This is a genomic window from Halomonas sp. LS-001 (assembly GCF_052983955.1).
This window is the reverse complement of the sequence record NZ_CM129816.1, coordinates 1,896,463-1,922,165: the sequence shown is the minus strand read 5'-3', so window position 1 is coordinate 1,922,165 and position 25,703 is coordinate 1,896,463. Positions and strand designations below refer to the sequence as shown.

At 52.0% G+C, this 25,703-nt stretch carries 21 protein-coding genes; 16 read left to right on the top strand and 5 right to left on the bottom strand.

Annotated features, from left to right (window positions below):
• Nucleotides 1-3: 3 nt before the first annotated feature.
• The 4 genes from tamA (at nt 4) to ACU6TU_RS08655 (ending at nt 7,244) form a co-directional block, all read left to right on the top strand.
• Nucleotides 4-1,917, top strand: a complete 1,914-nt coding sequence (gene tamA / locus ACU6TU_RS08670; protein ID WP_447141044.1) for an autotransporter assembly complex protein TamA — start codon at nt 4-6, stop codon at nt 1,915-1,917.
• A 100-nt stretch (nt 1,918-2,017) separates the two neighbouring features.
• The gene (gene tamB, locus ACU6TU_RS08665) at nt 2,018-6,064 is read left to right on the top strand and encodes an autotransporter assembly complex protein TamB (protein ID WP_447144152.1); all 4,047 of its coding nucleotides are present in this window, start codon (nt 2,018-2,020) and stop codon (nt 6,062-6,064) included.
• Between the two features lie 6 nt (nt 6,065-6,070).
• Nucleotides 6,071-6,682 (top strand): peptide-methionine (S)-S-oxide reductase MsrA, encoded by a 612-nt coding sequence (gene msrA / locus ACU6TU_RS08660; RefSeq protein WP_447144151.1) that lies wholly within the window; start codon nt 6,071-6,073, stop codon nt 6,680-6,682.
• A 70-nt stretch (nt 6,683-6,752) separates the two neighbouring features.
• Complete coding sequence (locus ACU6TU_RS08655; protein WP_447144150.1) at nt 6,753-7,244, top strand: c-type cytochrome; 492 nt, start codon at nt 6,753-6,755, stop codon at nt 7,242-7,244.
• An 82-nt stretch (nt 7,245-7,326) separates the two neighbouring features.
• Here ACU6TU_RS08655 and can read toward each other — a convergent pair whose 3' ends face one another.
• Nucleotides 7,327-7,974 carry a carbonate dehydratase gene (gene can, locus ACU6TU_RS08650; protein ID WP_447144149.1) on the bottom strand — a complete coding sequence of 216 codons (648 nt, stop codon included), beginning with the start codon at nt 7,972-7,974 and terminating at the stop codon, nt 7,327-7,329.
• A 152-nt stretch (nt 7,975-8,126) separates the two neighbouring features.
• On the opposite strand from can, the gene gorA reads away from it, so the two are divergent.
• The 4 genes from gorA to ACU6TU_RS08630 all read left to right on the top strand — a co-directional run bounded on the left by gorA (nt 8,127) and on the right by ACU6TU_RS08630 (nt 12,232).
• Nucleotides 8,127-9,521, top strand: a complete 1,395-nt coding sequence (gorA, locus tag ACU6TU_RS08645; protein WP_447144148.1) for a glutathione-disulfide reductase — start codon at nt 8,127-8,129, stop codon at nt 9,519-9,521.
• 225 nt (nt 9,522-9,746) lie between these two features.
• Complete coding sequence (gene ectA, locus ACU6TU_RS08640) at nt 9,747-10,328, top strand: diaminobutyrate acetyltransferase (protein WP_447144147.1); 582 nt, start codon at nt 9,747-9,749, stop codon at nt 10,326-10,328.
• A 182-nt stretch (nt 10,329-10,510) separates the two neighbouring features.
• Complete coding sequence (ectB, locus tag ACU6TU_RS08635; RefSeq protein ID WP_447144146.1) at nt 10,511-11,779, top strand: diaminobutyrate--2-oxoglutarate transaminase; 1,269 nt, start codon at nt 10,511-10,513, stop codon at nt 11,777-11,779.
• Between the two features lie 60 nt (nt 11,780-11,839).
• Nucleotides 11,840-12,232 carry an ectoine synthase gene (locus ACU6TU_RS08630; RefSeq protein ID WP_447144145.1) on the top strand — a complete coding sequence of 131 codons (393 nt, stop codon included), beginning with the start codon at nt 11,840-11,842 and terminating at the stop codon, nt 12,230-12,232.
• Between the two features lie 115 nt (nt 12,233-12,347).
• On the opposite strand, the gene ACU6TU_RS08625 is transcribed toward ACU6TU_RS08630, so the two are convergent.
• On the bottom strand, nt 12,348-12,890 hold the full coding sequence (locus ACU6TU_RS08625) for a DUF3833 domain-containing protein (protein WP_447144144.1): 543 nt from the start codon (nt 12,888-12,890) through the stop codon (nt 12,348-12,350).
• 534 nt (nt 12,891-13,424) lie between these two features.
• Here ACU6TU_RS08625 and ACU6TU_RS08620 point away from each other — a divergent pair.
• The 6 genes from ACU6TU_RS08620 to yidD all read left to right on the top strand — a co-directional run bounded on the left by ACU6TU_RS08620 (nt 13,425) and on the right by yidD (nt 18,118).
• Entirely contained in the window at nt 13,425-14,069 is a 645-nt protein-coding gene (locus tag ACU6TU_RS08620; RefSeq protein WP_447144143.1) for an ATP-dependent zinc protease family protein, read from the top strand.
• 105 nt (nt 14,070-14,174) lie between these two features.
• A complete protein-coding gene (locus ACU6TU_RS08615) occupies nt 14,175-15,698 on the top strand; it encodes a UUP1 family membrane protein (protein ID WP_447144142.1) in 1,524 nt (507 codons plus the stop codon).
• On the top strand, nt 15,695-16,696 hold the full coding sequence (locus ACU6TU_RS08610) for an alpha-L-glutamate ligase-like protein (protein WP_447144141.1): 1,002 nt from the start codon (nt 15,695-15,697) through the stop codon (nt 16,694-16,696). Before ACU6TU_RS08615 ends, ACU6TU_RS08610 begins: the two co-directional genes overlap by 4 nt.
• A gap of 110 nt (nt 16,697-16,806) precedes the next feature.
• Complete coding sequence (locus ACU6TU_RS08605; protein WP_447144140.1) at nt 16,807-17,253, top strand: Fur family transcriptional regulator; 447 nt, start codon at nt 16,807-16,809, stop codon at nt 17,251-17,253.
• A gap of 63 nt (nt 17,254-17,316) precedes the next feature.
• A complete protein-coding gene (gene hisI, locus ACU6TU_RS08600) occupies nt 17,317-17,763 on the top strand; it encodes a phosphoribosyl-AMP cyclohydrolase (protein WP_447144139.1) in 447 nt (148 codons plus the stop codon).
• Between the two features lie 58 nt (nt 17,764-17,821).
• Nucleotides 17,822-18,118 carry a membrane protein insertion efficiency factor YidD gene (gene yidD / locus ACU6TU_RS08595; RefSeq protein ID WP_447144210.1) on the top strand — a complete coding sequence of 99 codons (297 nt, stop codon included), beginning with the start codon at nt 17,822-17,824 and terminating at the stop codon, nt 18,116-18,118.
• Between the two features lie 31 nt (nt 18,119-18,149).
• On the opposite strand, the gene ACU6TU_RS08590 is transcribed toward yidD, so the two are convergent.
• Entirely contained in the window at nt 18,150-18,560 is a 411-nt protein-coding gene (locus ACU6TU_RS08590) for a SufE family protein (protein WP_447144138.1), read from the bottom strand.
• A gap of 65 nt (nt 18,561-18,625) precedes the next feature.
• A complete protein-coding gene (locus ACU6TU_RS08585; protein ID WP_447144137.1) occupies nt 18,626-19,786 on the bottom strand; it encodes a tyrosine-type recombinase/integrase in 1,161 nt (386 codons plus the stop codon).
• 211 nt (nt 19,787-19,997) lie between these two features.
• Here ACU6TU_RS08585 and ACU6TU_RS08580 point away from each other — a divergent pair, with 211 nt between their 5' ends.
• Nucleotides 19,998-21,029: a DNA-binding protein gene (locus tag ACU6TU_RS08580; RefSeq protein ID WP_447144136.1), complete on the top strand. Its 1,032-nt coding sequence runs from the start codon at nt 19,998-20,000 to the stop codon at nt 21,027-21,029.
• 73 nt (nt 21,030-21,102) lie between these two features.
• Here the strand turns inward: ACU6TU_RS08580 and nfuA are convergent, their stop codons facing one another.
• On the bottom strand, nt 21,103-21,711 hold the full coding sequence (gene nfuA, locus ACU6TU_RS08575; RefSeq protein ID WP_447144135.1) for a Fe-S biogenesis protein NfuA: 609 nt from the start codon (nt 21,709-21,711) through the stop codon (nt 21,103-21,105).
• A 272-nt stretch (nt 21,712-21,983) separates the two neighbouring features.
• Between nfuA and metH the strand changes: the two genes are divergently transcribed.
• Nucleotides 21,984-25,679 carry a methionine synthase gene (gene metH, locus ACU6TU_RS08570; RefSeq protein WP_447144134.1) on the top strand — a complete coding sequence of 1,232 codons (3,696 nt, stop codon included), beginning with the start codon at nt 21,984-21,986 and terminating at the stop codon, nt 25,677-25,679.
• The last annotated feature ends 24 nt before the right edge of the window (nt 25,680-25,703 follow it).

Sequence of the window (25,703 nt, the reverse complement as noted above, 5' to 3'; positions counted from 1 at the left end):
TCCATGGATAATTATTGCCGAGGAAAGGCGATCAAACGGCTGGCAGCCGGCACGCTGTTCTCCTCGTTGCTATGTATTTCGTCTTCTGCATTGGCGTTTGATATTAGCATCGAGGGCGTCGGTGAAGACATTAGGGCGAATATTAACGCTTATCTGGATGCGCTTGAGACAGATGAGTACACACAAATACGTCTGGAAGGTGAAATCCGTCGTCGTGTTGCAGAGGCCATGCGCCCCTTTGGTTATTATGAACCGAAGATTACCTTGACGCTTCGGGAAGATCGCCAAGGAGTTAACGTCTCCATCGATCCAGGTGAGCCGGTCACGATTGAAACTCTGTCGCTGCAGCTCAGCGGTGACGCGACCCAAGATGAACCTTTCGTTCAGGCCATCGATAGTTTTCCACTTGAAGAAGGCGATGTGCTGCTCCATAGCCCGTGGGATAGCCTGCGTGGCCGACTGTCGACCCTCGCACTGGAGCGCGGTTATTTTGACTGGCAATTTACTGATCGGCGAATGGAAGTGCGCCCCTACCTGCAAAGTGCTCGCTTATACCTGGATTTTGATAGTGGGCGTCGTTACCAGTTCGGGAAAATTAACGTTTCCGGCAGCCATATTGAACCGGCGCGTCTTGAAAAAATGCGCCCCTTTGACATGGGCGAGCCCTATCTGGCGTCTTCCATTGCGGAATACAGCCAGCGCCTGGCGGAAACGGGTTGGTTTAACTCAATTTCTGTTCGCCCACGGCTTGCAAGTGCCGAAGAGCTTGTTATCTCTGCCGATACCTCATCAACCAGCCCCTTGGAACCTGCCCAGTGGTGGCAAGAGGCCACGGGCAGAGAAGTGACATCGACAGCCGTTACGTCTACAGAGTCACGGCCATTACTTGAGAATATCAGCCTTGACGCCATGCGTAGTGCGCTCGGCGTTGCTCCATCAAACGACGTCACGTTACCCATTGATGTAAGAGTCGAGCCTGCTGCGCGGCATCAGTTTGAATTCGGTGTTGGCTATGCCACCGACGTTGGGCCGCGGACGAGCTTTTCCTGGGAACAACCCTGGATCAACCGATTTGGTCACAGTCTGGACCATGATTTATATATCTCGGCCCCCGAACAGCGCCTTTCAGGAGAATACAGCATACCGCTAGACGATCCTCTACGGGACAGTTATGAGCTGCAATATGGCATAAAGCATCAGGACGACAATGACACTCGTACCCTGGAAGGCTCAGTGCAAATCGCTCGTCGTTGGAAATTCGATAACGACTGGGTGCAATCTGTCTATGTACGTACTACCTATGAAGATTTCACCCAGGGCGGCGAGTCAGATCAGGTGTGGTTGCTTTATCCCGGCATCGAATGGACGCGTACCCGTACACGTGAACCCCGCTTTCCTGTCTGGGGTGACCGTCAACAACTTTCTATTGAATACTCGGATACGTTCTGGGGCTCGGACGCTCAATTTTTACGCCTGACTGGCAATACCCAATGGATTCGCATGATAGGCACGGATAATCGCTTTGTCGGGCGGCTGGGGCTTGGGGCGATTGAAACCAATGACTTTGCCGTCATTCCGCCTTCTCTGCGCTTTTTTGCCGGTGGGGATCAAAGCGTACGTGGCTATTCCTATGAAAGTCTTTCTCCGCGCAATGCTCAAGGACGCTTACGAGGCGGCCAGCAGCTATTAACCTCTAGCATAGAATATCAACGCAGAGCCACAGGGAACTGGTGGGGCGCTACATTCGTTGACACGGGCGATGCATTTGATAACTGGGGACCTTCCGGTTTGAAAACTGGTGCTGGTCTGGGGGTTCGCTGGGTGTCACCGGTTGGGCCGATTCGTCTCGATGTTGCGCATCCATTCGACCATGAAGACGATTGGCGACTGCACTTTTCTATCGGGCCAGAGTTCTAAGAGATCGTTCTAAGAGACAGTCTTAAGAGACAGTTTTAGAAGATGGTTCCAGGAGAGTGTTCTAGAAGATAGTTCTAGGAGATGGTTTTAGGAGAGTTCTGTGTCCCAAGATGATCAAGCCGTTGTGAAACGGCATTATTTTTCTGCGCGAAGGCGTGTGTGGCTCGTGTTCTGGAGCCTGTTGCGACTGGTTATCGTCCTGCCAATCTGGCTGCTGGCACTTGTCTTTGTGATTCTTGGCTGGGCATTGTCGCCATGGGGGACAGGTGTGCTGCTGTCTCAGGCGGAACAGCGCGACTGGATACAGCTGGAAAGCCACCAGGGCAGTTTGTTCGAGCATCTTGAACTCGAAGGGTTCGGCCTGGATGTCGCAGGTATGTCCGTTTCGCTGGGTGAGTTTGAGCTTAGCTGGGCGGAAGATTGCGTGCTTTCCGGCCGGTTATGTATTGATACTTTGCGGATCGCGGATGCCGATATTCGTTTACCTGCTGGTACAGATACTCCAGAAGAGAAGGAAGATAGCGCGCCATTAGAAGACATTCGTTTGCCGTTTCCCATCGAATTACGTGAATTGGTCTTCGACAACATCAATATTCGCCTGGCTAACGGAACCCGTATCGGCTGGGAAAGCTTTACCTCGGCAATCAGCGCTCAGGATAGTCATGTCCAGATTGCACCGACCCATCTTGAGCGCCCACGCGTTTACTTACCTCCAAGCCCTGGTGTGCTATTGGCAGGTGGCGGTACCGGTGCCGTTTCAAGCGCTGCCATTGATGCTGCCATTGCCTTGCAAACGCCCATAGAGGTAGCACCAACAGCCTCGTTTGAAGAAACGCTGGCAGCGCGCGAACCTATCGTGCTTCCCGAGGTTCGCCTTCCCATCAGTCTGGAACTGCCATCGCTGCGTATCCATGAACTGGAACTGACCGGTGCCACTGAATATGTGGTCAACGACCTGCAGCTGGGCCTGAAGGCAGAAGGCAGTGATGTCACGCTGACGCAGCTCGATATCACTACGCCCGATGCCTCCGCTCAGATGACGGCAGATTTATCGTTGACAGGACAATATCCGTTGTCCGCTCAGCTTGATGCCCAACTGTTTCTTCCTGAGTTAATTCCAGAACTGGCAGGCGAGCAAATTTCCCTTAAGCTTGAGGGAGCGGCCAATGATCTGACGGCCACGCTGAACGCACAGGGGCCGGTTAATGCCGACTTGACGGCGAATATCAATGCATTGGCACCGACGCTGCCTTTTCGGATAACGTTAGACAGCGAACAGGTTCAGTGGCCGTTGGCGTTGGCGTCAGCGTCAGCCTCAACAGCGGATAACCCGGAGGGAACACCGCCAGAACCTTATGTGCTGGACGGACTGTCGTTAAGCGCAGAAGGCGACCTGACGGGCTATGACGTTGACTTACAGGTAGCCGCACAAGGGCCGAGTGTTCCCGCTAGCCGTATCGCGTTGACGGGCCAGGGAGATTTAGGCAGTCTTCGTTGGGCACCTTTATCGCTAGCGGTCAACGAAAGTCAGCTTTCAAGCCGAGGGACAGTCAGCTGGGAAGAAGCATTAAGCGTTGATGCCATACTTGAGCTTTCTGAGGTTAACCCTAATGACCTTTTTCCCTCTGTTGAAGGCCGCCTGAATGGCATGCTTGATGTGTCAGTCCGCCAGGAGGGTGAGCGATGGACAGTGGCATTGCCGGTACTGGATATCAGCGGTGAGTTACAAGGTTATCCGTTAACCCTGAAGGCGGCGCTGAACGCGGATAGTGCGCTGAATGTTGATCTTCAGCAGCTGGCTTTTTCTCAAGGAGAAAATCGCTTAAATGCGCGCGGCCGTATCAGCCCAGAGAGCATGGACGTAGAGGCAGATATTGATCTGCGTGGTCTTGATACACTGGCACCTGATTTACAGGGCGCGTTGACAGGACAGATTCAGGCGAGTGGAAGCCTGGAACAGCCGCAGATTGCTGCCGCCCTTGAAGGGCGAAATCTGCAGTTTGGTGAAAACCGCTTGTCTGCCTTACAGCTGAATGCGGATATCAGTGGAATAGAAGATCCCAGCATGAATATCCGTCTTGATGCCAGTGACGTTGCGGCAGGCGGACAATCGCTCGAACGTATTAACCTGGTGCTGGACGGGCGGCTTTCCCAGCATCGTCTCACGCTGGATGTCGCTGGCGGGGCGGATAATGAACTGCTGGAAAGCGCCACCCTGGCCATTGACGGTCAATTCGATCAGCCCGGACAGCGCTACCAGGCGACACTGACGCCACTCGAAGTCGTATCAGAATTTGGCACGATAAGTCTTGAAAATGCGCTTGATCTGGCCTATCGCCTGGATAGTGGCGTAGCCAGCTTGTCACCGTTTTGTTTGCGTCGTTCAGAAGGGGGTGTTGTTTGCTCCGAACAGGCGGTTAACGCCTCAGCAGAATCTGGAGAAGCGGTCCTCTCAATCACTGAAGTGCCGATGCAAATGCTTGCGCCTTTTCTGCCAGAAGGGTGGTCGCTGGTAGGTGACACCACAGCCGATCTGACCGCTTCATGGCGTCAGGGCGGCGCTGACTGGCAAACGGATTTCGGCCTGGATAGCAGCCTCGAAATTACCGCTGTGAATGATTTTGGTCAGCCTGTTGTATTACCTCGCTTAAGCCTTGAAGCACAGGTTGATGCTAACCCCCGCCTGATAGAAGCCAATGCCTCTTTGGCACTGGGTGACGCAGGCGATATCAACCTGACACTTGGGGTAAATGACCCACTTGGTCAGGCTGGGCTGGAGGGTAACCTGAGTGTTAACCGTGTTCGCCTGGCACCGTATCGCCCAATGGTGGTGGGGCTTGGAACCATGGAAGGGCAGCTTGACGGCAACGTGCGTATTGCTGGTTCGGTTGAGCAGCCTGATCTACAGGGGCAGTTGTCACTGAAACAGCTTCAGGTAGCGGGCGCAAACCTACCGTTTGTGATTCCCGACGGTGAAATCAATGTCGATTTTACCGGGAATTCAGGCCGGATTGGCGGCTATGTTGACGCTGAGCGTGGCCGCCTGAACATTCAGGGGGAAGCGATCTGGCCGGAAGGTGATGACTGGGGCATCAGTGTCGATCTGGATGCCACACAGAACCCGTTACTTATCACTTTGCCACAGTTCGGACGCCTGGAAGCCGCGCCGGATATTCGGATTCGCGTGACACCGGATCGCCTTCAGGTTAGGGGAGATGTTACGGTGCCCTGGGCGCGTCTGGAAGCAGGCGAGCTACCTAGTTCAGCAATCGGCCCAAGCAGCGATGAAATCATCATTACCGAACGTGATGATCGAGAAGCCGAGCAACGGGCCGAGCAATTAGCAGTTCAACAGGCTGCAAACGGCGGGCCTAGTGCTGCCGAAACGCTTGAGCAAGGTGGTATGGCCATGGATGTTCAACTCAATGTTATTCTCGGTCAGGATATGCAGCTCTCTGCTTATGGGCTCGATTCTCGCTTGCAGGGAACGCTTGAAGTCAACCAGGATAGCGGTGGTTTGCAGTTGTTTGGTGATGTAAATCTGGTGGATGGTCGCTTTCAATCCTTCGGCCAGGACCTGATTATACAGCGTGGCAAAATCCTCTTCAGCGGCCCGCCTGGAGCGCCTTCCCTGGATTTCGAAGCCATTCGTAACCCAGAGATCACTCAGGATGATGTTATTGCGGGCGTTAAAGTCACAGGGCTTGCTGAGGCGCCTAATCTGGCGATCTTCTCGACCCCTGCCATGGATGAGACCCGAGCGCTTTCCTACCTGCTGCGCGGCAGGGCACCTGATGAATCTGGCGGTGGCTTTGACAGTGCGGTGGCCACCGCCTTGATCAGTATGTCGTTGGGCAGAACAGGGGGAGCGGTTGGCTCTATCGGCCAGGCCTTTGGGGTCGATGATTTACGCCTCGATACCACCGGTGCTGGCGATAACAGTCAGGTAGCACTGAGCGGGCAACTTACCGACGATATCAGTGTCAGTTATGGCGTCGGCATCTTTACCCCAATAGCAGAGTTAACGTTGCGTTATACCCTCTGGCGTGACCTATATCTGCAAGCGGTTTCCGGTGCCAACCAGGCGGTTGATCTTATCTACCAGTTCAACCGCAGCGGCAACCCTACAACGTTTGAAGCGAGATAATTCTTTATGAAAGCTTTTAACCGTGTACCGACGGGACGAGATACACCAATCGCCACGAGCGATCATCATGCCGTGAACGGAGAAGCCTTAAAACCAGCCCATCGGCCGGGCTACGATACGCTTGTCGTAGGAATGGGCTGCTTTTGGGGTGTTGAGCGGCTATTTTGGCCGTTGCCGGGTGTTTTGGTGACCGCCGCAGGCTACGCAGGTGGTGAGACGCCCAATCCTGTTTATGAAGAGGTTTGCACCGGCCAGACAGAACACGCCGAAGTGGTACTGATACTCTTTGATCCGTCAAAGACGGATGTCAGTACACTGCTGAAGGTGTTTTGGGAGAATCATGATCCGACGCAGTTAAACCGCCAGGGCAACGATATTGGTTCCCAGTATCGCTCGGCTATTTATACAACCAATGCCGTGCAGCATGAAGCGGCTACCCGAAGCGCAGAGATTTTTCAGCAACAACTCGATAATGCCGGGCAGGGAGTGTTGACAACCGAGATCAAAGCGCTTGAGACGTTTTATTATGCCGAGGCCTACCATCAACAGTATCTCCACAAAAACCCGGGCGGTTATTGTGGGCTGAAAGGAACCGGTATCAGTTGTCCGATCGGTTGACGCGATATTATCTGGAGAACGTTCGACCATGATCAGAAACCTATGCCGGACATCACGCTGCGGTGCCAATATGACTGTATCTGCCTTCTTGGCGGCGGTTTTATGTACTGCTGTCTGGCCATCCAGCGTCAAAGCTGATGTTTTATGGTCGTCTCCGCCTGCAAGTGCGGAGAAGACGCCTTTTGCCGACCAGCGTGATGCAGTTAGTTGGCGACGTGAAGAGTTCAAAGAGATAGAGACGCTGGTGCGTCAATTACGCTTTGACATCGTTAACCAACGAGACCTCTCCAAGGCCCGCCCGAGCCTGGAAACGCTCAAAAAACTTGCCAGTGCCGACAATTTGTTGCCAGCATTTATTGAAGGAAGCCATGGGGCTGGGTCCGATGCCAGACCTGATATCTGGGAAGAGTGGGATGAATATCGTGATGGGTTCAAGCGCCTTGAAGGCTCCATCACGACATTGATGGACGCGGTGGCAAGCGATGATTTAGCGGCAGCGGCGAAAGGGCTCTCAGACGTGGGCGCCAGTTGTAAAAGCTGCCATCGTGGTTATCGTTACTGAGCAGGCCTACTTTGTTAGATAAATTTCGAGCACAACGTAAAAGGCGGCCAATAAAAGCCGCCTTTTGCTTTAGTATTTTGCTTTAGCTGCTGGGTTCAATGCGATCAATTCGATAGAGTGTTTCAACTTGAGACAGACCTGACACGGTGCAGTGTAAATCCTTGATCAAGCCGTCACTGAGCCCATACACCCAGCCATGTACGGCGATGTCATCACCACGTTGCCAGGCACGCTGGAGAATTTTGGTTCGACAAAGGCTGTTAACCTGAGCTTTGACATTGAGCTCACACATGGTGTCAATCTGCTCATCCAGTGACAAATGGCTTAATGAAGCCCGGTGCTGGCTGTAAAGCTCGCGTACCGAATGCAACCAAAAGTCGACCATCCCGCATTCACCACCGGTTACGGCCGCCTTAACCCCACCGCAACCATAGTGCCCTACAATCATGATGTGCTTGACCTTGAGAACATCAACGGCAAACTGCACGACTGATAACGCATTCATGTCTGTGTGATGTAAAAGATTCGCTACGTTACGATGAACAAAGACTTCGCCAGGGGGAAGGGCAATAATCTGATTGGCAGGTACGCGACTATCCGAGCATCCAATCCATAAATAATCGGGGTTTTGTTGCCGAGATAGACGGGCAAAGTAATCCGGATCCTCCTTGCACATCTGATCGGCCCAAATACGGTTATTAGCTAACAATTTATTGATAGAATCTGACATGAAATTTCTCGTTGGTGAAGCAAGGATCACACTAAGCGAATGGGTAGCGTTTTAACCTTACCGTACGGCAGGGTCAACCTCTTACCTAATGGAAATGCCCAACTTCAAGGGATAAACCACCTTGGATAATTTGCCAGCTGAAGGAGCAATGCATGACGCAATCAACCGAATATGAGTATGACCTGTTTGTTATCGGCGCGGGATCCGGCGGTGTCCGTGCGGCCAGAATGGCTGCTGCAGAAGGCGTTAACGTAGGCATTGCTGAGAATCGCTACTTAGGTGGGACTTGTGTCAATGTGGGTTGTGTACCCAAAAAACTTTATTCTTACGCCGCGCATTTTCATGACAGCTTCGATGATGCCGCAGGGTTTGGCTGGCAGTTGCCAGGACCCGCAACCTTTGACTGGGGAACCTTGCGCGAAAATAAAAAAGGAGAAATCAAACGTCTGAACGGCATTTATCAGCGTCTTCTTGAAAGCGCTAATGTATCGCTGCACCACGCGCATGCGAGTATTAAAGATGCACACACAGTGGTTTTGCACAATGATCAGGGGGAACAACAGGTAACCGCTGCCAAGATTCTGGTAGCAACGGGAGGGTGGCCATGGCTACCGGATTTTCCAGGCAGTGAGCACATGTTCAGCTCCAACCAGATTTTTGATCTGGAGACCTTTCCTAAGCGTTTCCTGGCCTTCGGAGGTGGTTATATCTCTGTCGAGTTTGCCAGCATTTTCAATGGGCTGGGTAGTGAAACGCACCTGATTTACCGCGGCGACCTGTTTTTGCGCGGTTTCGATCATGAAGTGAGAGAATTTACCCGAGACGAAATGGCCCGTAAGGGCGTTAATCTGCATTTTAACGTCAATATTGCGCAAATCGACAAAGTGACCGATGACGCTGGTAATGACGAATATCGCGTCACACTGACTGACGGCAATGTGATGCACGTTGATGCCGTGTTAGCCGCTACCGGCCGCCATGCCAATATTGAAGGTCTGGGTCTTGATACATTGGGTATTCAACTCGATGCGCAAGGTAAAATCCCCGTCAATGAACGCTTTGAAAGTCAGATTCCGTCCATTCTGGCATTGGGGGATTTGATCGCTGGGCCAGAACTGACACCAGTCGCATTGGCTGAAGCCATGCAACTCGTCGACATACATATTCGTCAGAAAAGTCCAGCACCACTTGATTATGCCAATATTCCCACGGCTGTCTTCTGTCATCCCAATATTGGTACGGTTGGGCTATCAGAAGAAGAAGCACGCTTAAAAGGCAATATTCGTGTTTATCAGGCTAATTTCCGGGCCATGAAACACACCCTGTCGGGAAGCCAGGAACGCACGTTAATGAAGTTGATTGTCGACGATGAAACCGATGTTGTCCTGGGGGCACATATGGTCGGCGATGAGGCGGGAGAAGTCATCCAGGGCATTGCAATTGCGGTGAATGCCGGTCTAACCAAAGCAGATTTTGACCGCACGGTGGGGATTCATCCAACGGGTGCCGAAGAATTTGTCACCATGCGTAATGTGACACGGCATTGATTGAGTGACGCTAGATTGAGTGGCTGTATGCCAAGCCAGGTGGGCTTTAACGGCCCACTTGGTGACGCCTCGCTGGCTGTATTGAATTGATATTTTGAGAACCAGTCGCATGATTTTTGTATAATATTAAATTATGGATATGTGCATTACAAATAATCCAGCATTTGTAATGGTCATCGTTAGTCGTTATAATATTTAACAAAATCGCAAAAGCGAAGCCTATTAATGACCACGCCAATACGACCATTTACTTCTTCGGCAGATCTGATTCGACCTACCGTTGCTGATGCCGTTGTAGGAAATGCAGAAACTTCCTTGTTTATTCGTAAGCCAAATGCTGAAGATGGATGGGGAGTGTATGAGCTGATCAAATCCTGCCCGCCACTGGATGTTAATTCTGCCTACGCCTATTTACTGCTGGCAACGCAATTCAGAGATACCTGCGCGGTCGCGACGAATGATGAAGGTGAAGTCGTCGGATTTGTTTCCGGTTATGTCAAGGATAATGCGCCTGACACCTACTTTCTCTGGCAGGTGGCGGTGGGCGAAAAAGCGCGCGGGACAGGGCTTGCCCGTCGATTGGTGGAAGCCATTATGACGCGTCCTGAGTTAGCTGGAGTTCATCACCTCGAAACAACCATCACACCCGATAACCAGGCTTCCTGGGGGCTTTTTCGTCGTCTCGCTGCGCGCTGGCAAGCGCCGTTGAATAGTCGTGAGTATTTCTCGACAGAGCAGCTTGGTGGTGAGCACGACCCTGAAAACCTGGTCAGAATCGGCCCCTTTCAGACAGATGCTATTCAGTGACAGAGATTGTCCAGTGATAGATTTTCTCTCGTCATACTTTCTCTCGTCATGTTGTAGAACGAGTGCTGGTTGACCAGGACGTACGGCATAACCCATCTCGATTTTTGTCGTGATGTGTCTTGCCTCGTCTTTGCCAACAAGCATTTCTTCGTTTCCTTTCTTTTCTCTTATTCGGAGGTCAAATGCAGACTCAGACACTAGAACGCATGGAATCCAATGTACGTACGTATTCTCGTTCGTTCCCGGTGGTTTTCACTAAGGCGAAGAATGCCCGTCTTACTGATGAAGAAGGGCGTGAATACATTGATTTTCTCGCCGGCGCCGGCACGCTGAACTATGGGCACAATAACCCACATTGTCAGGCAGCGATGATCGACTACATCTCCAGTGACGGTATTGTTCACGGGCTGGATATGTGGACAGCCGCCAAGCGGGATTACTTTGAAACGCTTGAAAAGCTGATTCTGAAACCGCGCGGTCTGGATTATAAAATCCATTTGCCGGGGCCGACAGGAACCAATGCGGTAGAAGCCGCCATTCGTCTGGCTCGAGTTGCCAAAGGCCGCCATAACATTGTGACTTTTACCAATGGGTTTCATGGCGTCACTATGGGTGCGCTGGCAACAACAGGGAATCGTAAGTTCCGTGAGGCAACGGGCGGTATTCCTACTCAAGGTGCGAGTTTTCTGCCATTTGATGGCTACATGGGCGAGCATGCTGACACGCTGGACTACTTTGAGAAACTGCTTAACGATAAGTCTGGTGGCCTTGATATCCCTGCTGGCGTTATTGTCGAAACCGTTCAGGGTGAGGGCGGAATCAATGTCGCAGGACTGGAATGGCTCAAGCGCCTTGAAGATATCTGCCGCAGTCACGACATCCTGCTGATCGTTGATGATATTCAGGCAGGTTGTGGACGCACAGGTAAATTCTTCAGTTTTGAACATGCCGGGATTGTGCCGGATATCGTCACTAACTCGAAATCCCTTTCCGGTTTTGGTCTGCCATTTGCCCATGTGTTGATGCGTCCTGAATTGGACAAGTGGAAGCCTGGGCAATACAACGGCACTTTCCGCGGCTTCAATCTGGCCATGGTGACGGCAACGACGGTACTGAAAAAATACTGGCAGGACGATACGTTTGAGCGTGATGTTCAGCGTAAAGCACGTATTGTGGAAGAACGTTTCCAGGCGCTTGCCAAGAAGCTTAGCGATAACGGTATGCCAGCGAGTGAACGTGGGCGCGGCTTGATGCGTGGCATCGATGTGGTATCAGGCGATATTGCTGACAAAATTACCAGCAAAGCGTTTGAGCATGGCCTGATCATCGAAACTAGTGGCCAGGATGGTGAAGTTGTTAAATGCCTGTGTCCTTTGACAATTCAGGATGAAGATTTGCTTGAAGGGCTGGACATTCTGGAAGCCAGCGTTGATGCTGTTATCCATCATTAACAGTTAGCGTCGTCTGTTATTTATGGCGTCGTTAGATGCCAGCTTGATAAGGAAAACACTATGATCGTTCGCAATATTGAAGAAGCACGTCAAACAGACCGTTTAGTCAAAGCGGAAAATGGCAACTGGGATAGCACACGTCTCGTTCTTGCTGGCGACGGTGGCAATTTCTCTTTCCACATTACCCGTATTTATGAAGGCACCGAAACGCATATTCATTATAAGCACCACTTTGAATCTGTTTATTGCATCGAAGGGGAAGGGGAAGTAGAAACACTTGCCGACGGTAAAATCTGGCCGATCAAGCCGGGCGACATCTACGTACTCGACCAACACGATGAACACCTGCTGCGTGCTCACAAGACCATGCACCTGGCATGTGTGTTTACGCCGCCAATTACGGGTACCGAAGTACACCGTGAAGATGGCTCTTACGCACCAGCGGAAGACTGATAACGTTTTGCGTGTGTAGGTATGAAGCAGCCCGTCAATAAATGGCGGGCTGTTTTGCGTATTAATGAAGCTCAACGCGTTGTCTGTATCCGCTGCTGATGATGAAAAATCAGATTTAGCGTTTTTCGAATACCAGAGTGATTTCACCCAGCGTTACGCCGAATTTACGCATCGCGGTTCGGTTAATCAGCTTCCCATCCGGCTGCAGGTGCATCCAGTCATCCATCGTGAACGTCAGGTTTCTGCCACTGACATTGATGTCTAATGGATAGCGCATATGGAAAGCGTTGCCATATTGCTGCGCGTTAACATCGCCGTCTACATCATTGGCTGAGCCTCTCCAGGTATGTTCGTCAATACGCTCAAACGTCCATACACGACGATCCGTTTCACCATTGGCAAACACGAAGGCTTCGTCCAGCACCAGTGTTTGGCCATCATAACTGCCTTGAATATCTACTGTGAATTGACGCTGGATTTCACCGCTATAATCCTGCACGATTCCCCAGGCGCGAGTATCGCCAGCAAAATACTCCGCAATATCCAGCCTTGGGGTGTTGTCTGCATAGTTTTCAATATCAACACTGGTGCAACCAGCAAGGATGGCAGCAATAAGAGTGAAAAGGCTCCATCGCCAAGCGTTGGCCAACAAAGTCATCGTTTTTTCTCCTGCGGGCAGGTGCAAATTGGGTAGTACATATCTGGATTGAATCCAAACATTACACTGTACAGTCGCTGTATAGCAATCAGCGATTTTACAGCATGGAAACGTCAGGAAAGTGAGTTTGAGGCAGGTGGCTATAGTGGATTGCCAATAGGTTCGCATAATGTATATTATGTTAAATCAATGATTGTCTAAATATAACCACTGCCAGCGTTGGACAATGCTACCACCAACTCCTTATCATGCTATCTCTGCAGATCAAGGATATCGCTTACTATGCACAATGGCAGTTCATGGAGTGCTGTTTTACCCTCCGTTCCATCATTATCCTCCACGTTGTTGTCGTCTTTATTGGCTGTCAGCCTAGCGGGATGTGTATCGTTAGCGCCTGAGGAGCCACAGGAAGCAGCCCCTCCGCCGCTAACAGAGAACGCATTTGAAGCTCGCATCAATGAATTGGCGTTATCGCTTCAGGCTCAATGTGATACGTCTCAAATCCTTGATAGCCAAGCGCGTCAGGCACACAAAATGACGGCTGATGTGCGTGAAATCGGCAGTCTGCTAAGACGCTTGAGTAATGATGTTAATGCTTTGGAGCTCACAGTACCTCAGGCGCCAGAGCCGGTTGTTGTGCAGCAGGAATGCGAAGTTCCGGACTCTCCAGATGCCAACAAAACGTTGGTAGGCAGAAGTGAGTGGATCGGTTTGCCGAATTATGGCACTTACCTTAAAGCCCGTATTGATTCCGGCGCCAATACAGCATCGCTTTCAGCGCAGGAAATTACGCCTTTTGAGCGTGATGGTGAAGATTGGGTGCGTTTTAAATTGGCACTTAGTGACGATGATGTAGTCGTAGATGCTGTGCGTGATGAATGGTTTGAAGCCCCAGTTGAAAGACGTGTCAAGGTGGTACAGGCGTCAGGTGAAGATTCACGCCCTGTTATTTCGTTACTTATTACACTGGGGCCTATCCGTCAGCATGCTGAGTTTACGCTGAACGACCGTACGCACCTCAATTTCCCCGTCTTATTGGGTAGGCGCTTTTTGCTTGATATTGCACTCATAGATGTTGCTGAAACTTATCTGCATGACCGCCCGGAATTTCCTGGTGGCGAACCGGCGGATGACGCTGACGATGATGAAGCATCAGACCCGGATGAAATTGATGAGTAGAAGCGCTTAATCTAACGTTTCGAACAAGCGTCTCGAACAACTGTCTCGAATAAAGGTTTTAAATAACGGTTTCGAACAATGGTTTCGAACAACCAAGGAAGAGTCATGTCACGTCTCCCCTTCTATTTTATTGTCGGGCTGCTTCTTGTGGTCGGTATTGCCATGAGCGTGCAACGCCATTTGCAGTTTGAAATTCCCTGGTTGCCGGGTGAGCAGCAACAGGTTTGGGAAGTCGAAGCCATGATCAACTTCTCAGCGCAAGGTAAGCCGGTGGAGGTCAACTTTGCGCTTCCTTCCCACCAGGAAGGTTTCCGGATACTGACGGAAAATACCGCATCATCCGGATATGGATTGGCTTACCAGACCGATGAGTTCGGGCGTCGGGCACAATGGTCTATTCGTAATGCGACGGACTCCCAGCAGCTTTATTACTCGGCGCAGATTCTGGTGTCACCCGATGCTCGTGCGCCCAATCAATCTGCACCTGAGTTGCCAATGGTGACTGCCTGGGAACGGCCTTATGATACGGCTGCCAGTGAAGTGATTGAACGCGCCTGGGCACGCAGCGCGAATAATTCCTCCTTTGCCCGAGCGCTGATTCGAGACGTGAATGGCGAGTTACAAGGTGAAAACGCCCGCCTGCTGCTGACTCAGTTCAAGCCGACAGATCTGATTGTCAGACTGCTCAGTCAGGCCGATGTCAAGGCACGCGCCATCAGTGGCCTGTTGCTGGAAGATGGCCGCCGCCGCCAGACATTAACGGACTGGATTCAGGTCTTTAGCGAAGATGAGCAGGAATGGTGGTTATTCAACCCAGTGACCGGTGAACAGGGAAAACCTGACAACCTGCTACTCTGGGAAACCGGTGGTCAGGCGGTGTTGGAGGTATTGGGCGGCACCAACTCCCGGGTGACTTTTTCCATGTTGACGCACTCACAGCCGGCATCGGCAGCCGTGCGCAATCACCTTTCCGATGATACCCTGCTCAACTTTTCCATTCACAGCCTTCCTTTGGAAGAGCAGGCCCTTTTCCAGACGATTCTTTTGATCCCGATTGGCGCCCTGGTCGTGGTGTTTTTACGTGTTCTGGTCGGCGTCAAAACGTCAGGAACCTTTATGCCTGTCCTGATCGCCCTGGCGTTTATTCAGACAACGCTGATGACGGGTTTGATCGGCTTTCTGCTCGTGGTCGCCATTGGGCTTGTGATCCGTAATTATCTGTCTTATCTAAACCTTTTACTGGTTGCCAGAGTCTCTGCCGTTATCATAACCGTCATTGCCATTATCTCGGTGTTTTCCGTTATGGCATACCGCATGGGGCTTAATGCGGGGCTGACGATTACATTTTTCCCGATGATTATTCTTGCCTGGACGATTGAACGGATGTCCATCCTGTGGGAAGAAGAAGGCCCGAAACAGGTGCTGATTCAGGGCGGCGGAAGCCTGTTAACCGCCATATTGGCTTTTCTGGCGATGAATAATCCGGTCGTGCGGCATATCACTTTCAACTTCCTTGGCGTTCAGTTCATCCTGATGGCAATGATTCTGTTATTGGGCAACTACACCGGATACCGACTGCTGGAGTTACGCCGCTTTAAACCCATTACTGATGATGAGCCGTCATCATGACGTTTTTATCTCAATGGACCTGGCCTACCCGCTTACGGGAAAAAGGCATTATCGGCATGAATCGGCGCAATATCCGCTATATCAGCCGTTACAATAATCGTCGCCTGTATCCTCTGGTGGATGACAAACTAAAAACCAAACTGCTTGCCCAGTCTTATGGTGTTACCTCACCGGCATTGATCGGTACTGTCGAGACGCAGTTTGGAATCAAGCGTCTGAATGACCTTTTGAGTGGCCATGCGGGATTTGTCATCAAGCCTGCCAAAGGCAGTGGCGGCAAAGGTATCCTGGTTATTGAGAAGATCGGCGATGATCAGGCCTTCATCAAACCTAGCGGGGCAAGGCTTTCACTTACGGATATCGAACGCCATGTATCCAACATCCTTTCCGGCCTCTACTCACTAGGGGGCTCACCGGATGTTGCGGTTATTGAGACCTTGATCAACTTTGAAGAGAGCTTACTGGACTACACCTATGAAGGTGTGCCGGATATCCGAGTGATTATCTTCAGAGGCTATCCCGTCATGGCGATGATGCGGCTTTCAACCGCTGCTTCCGATGGTAAAGCCAATCTCCACCAGGGCGCAGTCGGCGTGGGGCTGGATATCGCCACCGGCTTTGCCTTACGCGGCGTGCAGTTTGATCGACCCTGTCAGCGCCACCCGGATACCAATCATGATCTTGCCAGTCTTAAAGTGCCGCATTGGGAAACCCTTCTCAATCTGGCAGCCAACTGCTATGAAATGACGGGATTGGGCTATCTGGGCACTGATATGGTGCTCGACCGGGACCATGGGCCGATGCTGCTTGAGCTGAATGCTCGCCCGGGGCTTGCGATTCAGATGACCAATGGAGAGGGGCTTCGCCCTCGCCTTGACCTGATTGAGCGTCAGCCAGACGGTGTTGAAGCCAAGCAACGGGTTGCCTTTGCTCAGAAACATTTTGCCCGCCAGAGCGAGCTGGTCAGTAACGCTGACAGCCCTGCCGAGAACACGTAAACTGCCTATAAACTGATAGTATATGAAACACCATCAGCTACAGTGCGATAAATGTGATGGTGGTTTCTTTTACTTTTTTATTGATTTTACTTTGCCACCAGAGCCGTTCAATGCCGCATACTCCTGCCTTGATACAGCAAGCCGCCAGCCAATGCCAAACACGTGGCGTGCGTTTTACGCCTATACGCCGCAAAGTGCTTGAGCTGATTGCGCAAGCTGGCGGTGGCTTGAAAGCGTATGACCTGCTTGATCAGCTTTCTACCGAACATACTGCCGCTCGCCCGCCGACCGTTTATCGCGCATTGGATTTCCTGATCGAACAAGGGCTGGTGCATCGTATTGAATCACAAAACGCCTATGTTGCCTGTGCATGCCCTGAACACGCTCACGGTTTCCAATTGCTGATCTGCCGACACTGCAGCCATGTTGAAGAACTGCACCTGGATGACATCGGTGAACAGCTGGCCAGCAAGGCGCGTGACAAAGGCTTCAAGGTAGAGCGTCAGACCATTGAGCTGCAAGGCACCTGTGCACGCTGTCAGGCCACGAATACCTGATCATTGGCGCGGAGAGTTTTATAGCCTGATGATCTGTTTTACCCATTATCTTACGAGTATGTTATGTCGACTATTTTCAAACAGCTTGAACCGGCCGAGCCTGATGTCAGCCTCCCTGACCTTAATACCCTGCTGGATGCCGTCAAATTTAATGATGATGGGTTGATTCCCGCTATTGCACAGCAGTTTGATAGCGGTGAAGTGCTGATGATGGCCTGGATGAACCGTGAGTCTTTGAACGAGACGTTGCAGACACATCGCGTCTGCTACTATTCCCGCTCACGTGGGAAGTTATGGCGTAAAGGCGAGTCTTCCGGGCAACAGCAGCGTTTGAAGTCGGCAGCCCTTGATTGCGATGGTGATACCCTACTGATGCAGGTTGATCAGACCGGCCCTGCCTGCCACACCGGGCGGCGCAGCTGCTTTTATATTGAACTGAGCGATAACGCTGTTCAGATTAACGCTCAACCCCTTATCGACCCAGCAACCCTATATGGTTCATCGAAATAACACGGCCATCCAGCGTATTGCCACCCGGTTGATTGGAGCCATCAGACGACTCGTCATCATGCTGATGGTGGGTTTAATCCGCCTTTATCAATTGGTGATCAGCCCGCTGATGGGGCCACGTTGTCGCTTTTGGCCGAGTTGTTCGTCCTACACGATTGAAGCCATCCAAGTTCACGGCCCCCTCAAAGGTGGCTGGATGGCCATCAAGCGCATTGTCAAATGCCACCCTGGCAACCCAGGCGGTATGGACCCTGTCCCCGGCGGGCGCAGTGAAGCATTGTGCAAAGAAGATGCTGAACTTGAAAGCGCCTCACGCCATACCTGCTGCAATGACGATAACCTCCCCAGAAGCTAGGGTCTTTAAGCAGAACTAGCTTAAGGCAGAACTAGCTGGCCTGCTTGGCCACGCTATAAATGCGTTCCAACATGGCATGTAGGCCATTACTGCGAGTTGGCGACAGGTGCTTATCGAGGCCAAGGTCAGCCAGAAAATGCGGCGGTGTTGACTGAATATCGGCAGGCGTGCGCTCGTTATAAATACGCAGTAGTACCGCAATCAATCCAGATACAATGGCTGCATCCGACGTTGCCTTGAATTGCAGCTTATCGCCCTCCTGCTCATGGCACATCCAGACGTTGGACTGACACCCCTGTATCTTGTTTTCATTGGTTTTCCAGTCATCCGGAAAGTCAGGCAGCTGCTTGCCCAAATCAATAATGTATTGATAACGATCCATCCAGTTATCAAATATTTCAAACTCTTCAATTAAATCACGCTGGGCCTGTTCGGTACTCATGGCGATCCTTTATGGGTTTACGCGTTAACAATATTGCTATGTCCAGGATTATAACGTGTTGGCAGTCACTCACGCGATGTTGACGACAAGCGATGGCGCTGTTGTTCGTCATGCCATTGTTCGTCTTCGTTGTGTAAATAACGTGACGTTGTTTCCAGCCGAGCATGGCGGGCACTTTCTGCCAGATAGCGAAGGTTGATACCCGCCTGAGCCTGATGAGTGATGGCAGTATGGCGCAGCCAGTGAGGTGTTGCGCTGCGTAGCGCGGCAACCTGAGCGGGAGGTCCGTTTTCCTGTTCAAGCGCTAGCGCTGCGTCCTGGAATGTCTTGCGAATCAAGCGATACAGCTGGTTCTCACCTATCCCGCGTTGACCATTCAATGAACGCAGCAAAGGCGCCTCTTCCTGAAATAGAGGTTCAGCTGGCAAGCCAAGCGTTGTGCGCCACCTGGCAAGGTGATGCATAAAATCATCGGGTACGGGGATCTGCGCAAGCTTTGCCCCCTTGCCGACCACCTGCCACCACCACCGCCCTTCCCGCAAGTAGATATCGCCCATTGTTGCTCCCGCCATTTCACTGATACGGGGAGCCAGCAGATAAGCGAAGGCAAAAATGATTCGCAGACGCTCCGCCTCGAACCGTTGGCGCGGGCGATGATCTGTATCGCGATGTAGCCAAGCCCATAACCAGTTCCATAAACGCTGCTCCAGATAGCGTTCGATGCGAGGCGCCTGATTATTCAGACGACGGGATTTGTCGCGCATCAGACGAAACGGATTGTGAGCGACCCACCCGGCTTCGACTAACCAGCTAAACATCCCCTGCAGAATAATCAATGACTGGCGACGGCTGGTGGCGGATAACGGGCCCCGAAATGGCTTCCATTGCGGATGGTGTCGAGGTTTTAACGGCCCTACCCAATAGGTTCTCGGCTGTGGGTCCGCAAGAAATTCCTCAAAATTGCCAAGCACTTCACGGTCGACGTCTTCCAGGTTCATCTTCTGGTGGCCAAGCCATAGCAGCAAACGCTGAGCTTCGCGCTGGTAAGCACGCAAAGTTTGAGGGCTGGACAGGTACTCGTTTAACCATTGCGCCACGGCTTCAGCATCATGGCGCGCAGTGATTCTCAGCTCCCGTCCGTGTGGTAGCTGGCCAGGTAACCAATCAGTGGTTAACGCATGATTATCTGGCGGAATATCGGCTTTGGTGCCAGGAAAACGGTTCATGCCTGTCCTTTCGCTTCTTGAATGACGTCATCTTATGAACAATGTCATTTGCTGGCTAAAAATTCAAGATAAGACGGGTAATCTTGAATTTATTATTTTAAGATAAATAATATTACATATTATGTTTTACGTAATATTAGGCTTTTTGCCCCCTTATCCTCTAAAAACCGTTATACTAGGCACGCCAATATCCCAGAATCAGGAGCGACGAATGGCACGTAACGGCATTCAGTACAGCGACGTACAGCAAGCAATTGATGACCTCCTGGCGCGCGGTGACACTCCCAGCGTGCAACGCATCCGTGATGTACTGGGTACCGGCAGTTTTACAACGATCAGCGAGCACTTCCGTCATTGGCGACATGAACGCGAGCAGAACAAGGACGTTCCTCCGCCCAGAGGGGTACCTGAGGTGGTTGTCACCGTCGCGTCAGAAATATGGCGGCAGGCTCAGGAAGTTGCCCACCAGGGGCTGATTCATTACCGGGATGAAGCCGATAAAAAAACGGCGGAAGCGGTGCAAATGGCTCAGGCCGCTGATGAGCGAGCGGCCAACGCAGAACAGCGCGAAAGCGCCCTGGCAGAGCACTTACGGCATACCGAACAGCGTCTTGAAACACTGAACCGCGAGCTGGCGGCCAGTCAGGCGGCGGAGCGCCAGTGGCAGCAGACGTCAGAAAAAGCGGCTCAGGCATCCAGGCAGTACCAGCAACAGCTGGCGCAATCCACTCAAGAGACCGCGACACTGAAAGAACGCTTCGCAGACGAACAACGCAAGCAGCAAACAAAATGGGAGCAGCGATTGGCGCAGGAGGAGCAGCGTAACGAAGCCGCCGAAGGCAAGCTGATGACGCTTTTGGACACGCTACGCCAGGAGCGCACTCAAGAGGAGAAAGAACACCACAAGCGCTTTCAGAAGATGGAACAACGCTCAGAGAAACTGGCGCAGGAACTACAACTTAAAAAAGACACGCTACAAGATTACGTGTTGGACAATAGCCGTCTGCAGCAGCGTGTTGATGAACTGGAGCGCATCAATGAATCACATCAGGCGCAGCAAGCCCGCCTGCAACGTGAGCTTGAACAGGCTGAGCATGCGCTTGAGCAACATCAACATCGGGCGGAGAAGGATAAAAACTGGCAACAGCAGCTGTGGCAGCAAATGGAGACGCTTCAGGCGCAGCTAACGGCTTTGCCAGAGACACTTTCCCCACAGGATAAAGCGCCCCCTTCTGCGGAATGATTTGTCATCCAACGCAAAAGCCCAGCAATTCGAAGCTGGGCTTTTTAAAAGCAGGCAAGTAAGAAGTTAAGCGTTAACGATAATAGGCGTTTGTGGTGTCAGTATGGTCGGTGACGTCACGAATACCCACCAGCTCGGGAATCCGCTCCATCAGTGTTTTTTCTACACCGTCTTTCAGGGTTAAATCTACCGCTGCGCAGCCCTGGCAACCGCCACCAAAGGCAAGAACGGCGACATTTTCTTCCGTCAACTCGACCAGTTTGATTTCACCACCGTGGGCTGCCAGCCCAGGGTTGATCTCGCTGTAAAGCGTATAGTTGATACGGTCTTCAAGCGGACTGTCTGCATTGACCTTGGGCATTTTGGCATTAGGCGCTTTGATGGTCAGCTGCCCACCCATGCGATCCGCATTAAAATCAACCACTGCCTCTTCTAAAAACGGCAGACTGTTCTTATCGAGATAAGCGCCAATTTTTTCAAGCTCAAGCTTTTCGTCGGTTGGCTCTTCTTCACCTGGCCGACAGTAAGCCAGGCAGGTTTCTGCGTAGGGCGTACCCGGCTGAGTGATAAAGATGCGAACAGCAATACCATCGACGTTCTGCTTTTCAAGCAGCTCAGCAAGATACTCCTGCGCACTATCGGTAATCTCAATGCCTTTAAGTTCTGTTTCGGTCGTGCTCATGGGGACTGTATTCCTCCAGTGGCGGTGGCGAGTGCCACCTTCACATCAGTTTTATCTCTATGGTAAGCAAAATTTCTCTTCAGCACAATCCCGACTATTTTAGTAGGCTATTCTTGGTGTCCATGAGCGCGCCTCATCAAGATGCTGCAATAACTTCACGTCCTTACATACTGCTCTGCGGCATGCCCTTTGCTATGATAGGCGCCGCTTACCAATTGACGATGATAAAAAAATATTCCCTTCGACCGAGACGCTGGAGATTCCCCCCTGCCATGGCTGCTAGTGATTTGACTGCTTCCCTCACCCAACGCCTTGCCCAACGTATCCTGATTCTGGATGGCGGCATGGGTACCATGTTGCAGAACGCCGAACTCAGCGAAGATGATTTTCGTAGCGACCGCTTTCGTGACTGGCCGTCGGACCTCAAGGGCAATAATGATTTATTGGCACTGACCTGTCCGGACCTGGTCACGCGCATCCACCGCGACTATCTGGAAGCCGGCGCGGATATTATCGAGACCAATACATTTAACAGCACACGCCTTTCCCAGTCAGATTACGGCATGGAAGACCTGGTGCCTGAGCTGAATCGTGAGTCCGCGCGCCTGGCACGCAGCATTTGTGACGCCGTGGCTGCTGAAACCGGTATCCCCCGCTATGTTGCCGGGGTGCTTGGGCCAACCTCGCGCACGGCGTCTCTTTCGCCGGATGTTAACGACCCGGCTAAACGCAACGTCACCTTTGATGAGCTTCGTGAAAACTATTACGAAGCTGCCAGCGCACTGATTGAAGGTGGTGCCGATCTGATTATGATCGAAACCATCTTTGATACACTCAATGCCAAAGCCGCTATCTATGCGCTGGAAGAGCTGTTCGATGATCTAGGCACTCGGCTGCCAGTGATGATCTCCGGCACGATTACCGATGCGTCCGGTCGCACGCTTTCAGGCCAAACCACCGAAGCCTTCTGGAACTCCGTACGCCACGCCCAGCCGCTTTCAGTTGGCTTGAACTGTGCCCTGGGGGCTGAAGAGCTGCGCCCTTATATTGAAGAACTCTCTACGAAAGCCGATACTTTTGTCTCTGCGCACCCCAATGCGGGCCTGCCCAACGAGTTTGGTGAATACGACCAGACGCCAGAGGAAATGGCGGCGATTGTCAGCGAATTCGCGGAAAGTGGGCTGGTCAATATTATCGGTGGTTGCTGTGGCTCGACTCCTGAACATATTCAAGCCATCGCTGAATCCGTGCGTTCCATTTCGCCCCGTCAGGTGGCTAAGCGCAATCATGCCTGTCGTCTGTCGGGTCTGGAGCCATTCAACATTGATTCCGGCTCGCTGTTCGTTAACGTCGGTGAACGTACCAACGTGACAGGCTCTGCGCGTTTCAAGCGGTTAATCGTCGAGGAAGACTTCACCACGGCGCTTGAAGTGGCGCTGGAACAGGTAGAAAACGGCGCGCAGGTTATCGACATCAACATGGATGAAGGCATGCTGGAGTCCAAGGAAGCCATGGAGCGCTTCCTTAATCTGATCGCTGGCGAGCCCGATATCGCCCGCGTGCCGATCATGATCGACTCCTCCAAGTGGGATATCATCGAAGCGGGCCTGAAGTGCGTTCAAGGCAAGGCGGTTGTGAATTCGATCTCGCTGAAAGAAGGTGAAGCCGCGTTCCGTGAACAAGCCACCAAATGCCGTCGTTTTGGTGCGGCCATTGTGGTCATGGCGTTTGATGAAGAAGGTCAGGCCGACACCTTTGCGCGAAAAACCGAAATTTGTGAGCGTGCCTACCGCCTGCTGGTTGACGATATTGGCTTCCCTGCCGAAGACATTATCTTCGACCCTAATATTTTTGCCATCGCCACTGGGATCGATGAGCACAATAACTACGCCGTCGATTTTATTGAGGCGACCCAATGGATTCGCGAACACCTGCCTCATGCGATGATTTCCGGCGGCGTGTCGAACGTCTCGTTTTCATTTCGTGGCAACAATCCGGTACGTGAAGCCATCCACTCGGTGTTCCTCTACCACGCCATTCGCGCGGGCCTTTCCATGGGCATCGTCAATGCGGGTCAGCTGGCCGTCTATGATGACCTGCCGGCCGAGCTGCGTGATGCGGTTGAAGACGTGGTACTCAACCGTCGTAGCGATGGCACCGAACGCCTCCTGGATCTGGCTGACAAATATAAAGGTGATGGTAGCGGCGCTGCCAAGAAAGAAGACCTGGAGTGGCGCAGTTGGCCGGTTAATAAACGTATCGAGCACGCATTAGTGAAAGGCGTGACCGTTTATATCGAAGAAGACACGGAAGAAGCCCGCGCACAGGCAACAAGGCCCATTGAGGTCATTGAAGGCCCGTTGATGGATGGCATGAACGTGGTCGGCGACCTGTTTGGTGCGGGCAAAATGTTCCTTCCCCAGGTGGTTAAGTCGGCCCGCGTCATGAAACAGGCGGTTGCTTACCTGATACCCTATATCGAAGCGGAGAAAAGCGAAGAGACCAAGGCCAAAGGCAAGATCGTGATGGCCACGGTCAAAGGGGATGTTCACGACATCGGCAAAAACATTGTCGGTGTCGTGCTGCAGTGTAATAACTATGAAGTCATCGACCTGGGTGTGATGGTACCTACGGAAAAAATTCTGCAGGCAGCTCAAGACCATAACGCAGACATCATAGGGCTTTCCGGGTTGATTACCCCATCGCTTGATGAAATGGTCCATGTGGCTAAAGAAATGAAACGCAGGGGCATGAATTTGCCACTGTTGATTGGTGGTGCCACGACTTCCAAAGCTCATACCGCGGTAAAAATTGAGCCACAGTACGACCATCCTGTGATCTATGTGACTGATGCCTCCCGGGCGGTTGGCGTTGCGGGTCGCTTACTGGCCCCCAACCTTAAAGAAGCCTACGTTAGCGAGATTCGTGAAGAGTACGAAAAAGTACGCGAGCGTAATGCCAAACGTCGCCCTAAAGCGGCCGATCTGGATTACACCCAGGCCCGTAAACGGCGCTTCCGTACCGACTGGAACAGCCTCACCCCGGTTAAACCCCAGGTATTGGGCCTCAAAACCTTCGATAATTACGATCTTGAATCGCTGGTAGAACGGATCGATTGGACACCGTTCTTCATGAGCTGGCAGCTCGCCGGTAAGTACCCAAAAATCCTTGAAGATAACGTTGTCGGCGAAGCCGCTCGCAACCTGTTTGCGGATGCCCAGTTAATGCTGCGCAAGCTGATCGACGAAAAACGTGTGCAGGCACGGGGCGTTATTGGTCTGTGGCCCGCTAATAGCGTCGATGACGATGTCATTGAAATCTATGCCGATGAAAGCCGCACCGAAGTGGTTGAGCGCCTGCATCACATTCGCCAGCAGACCACTAAAGGGCGTGATGGCATTTGCTACAGTCTGGCAGACTTTATCGCCCCCAAAGAAAGTGGCAAAGCCGACTGGATTGGCGGCTTTGCGGTAACCACAGGCCACGGGGTTGATGAACTCTCGAAAGCCTATGAAGCGGCCGGTGACGATTACAACGCCATCATGGTCCAAGCGTTAACCGACCGCTTGGCGGAAGCGTTTGCTGAAAAGATGCACGAAAGAGTTCGTAAAGAGTTCTGGGGCTACGTACCGGAAGAGACGCTGGACAATGACGCGCTAATTGCCGAGAAATATCAGGGTATCCGCCCTGCTCCTGGTTATCCCGCCTGCCCTGACCATACAGAAAAAGCCACACTGTTCCGTTTGCTTGATGCCACCGAAAACACCGGCCTCGCGCTGACGGAAAACTTTGCCATGTGGCCTGCGGCGGCGGTGTCTGGCTGGTACTTCGCGCATCCCCAGTCAAAATACTTCTCCACTGGCAAGATTACTCGGGATCAGGTTGAAGTCATGGCGCAGCGAAAACAGATGCCGTTAGCAGAAATGGAGCGCTGGTTATCTCCGGTGCTCTCTTACGACCCAGTCTAATGGCGTCTGTGCACCGCCAGGGTA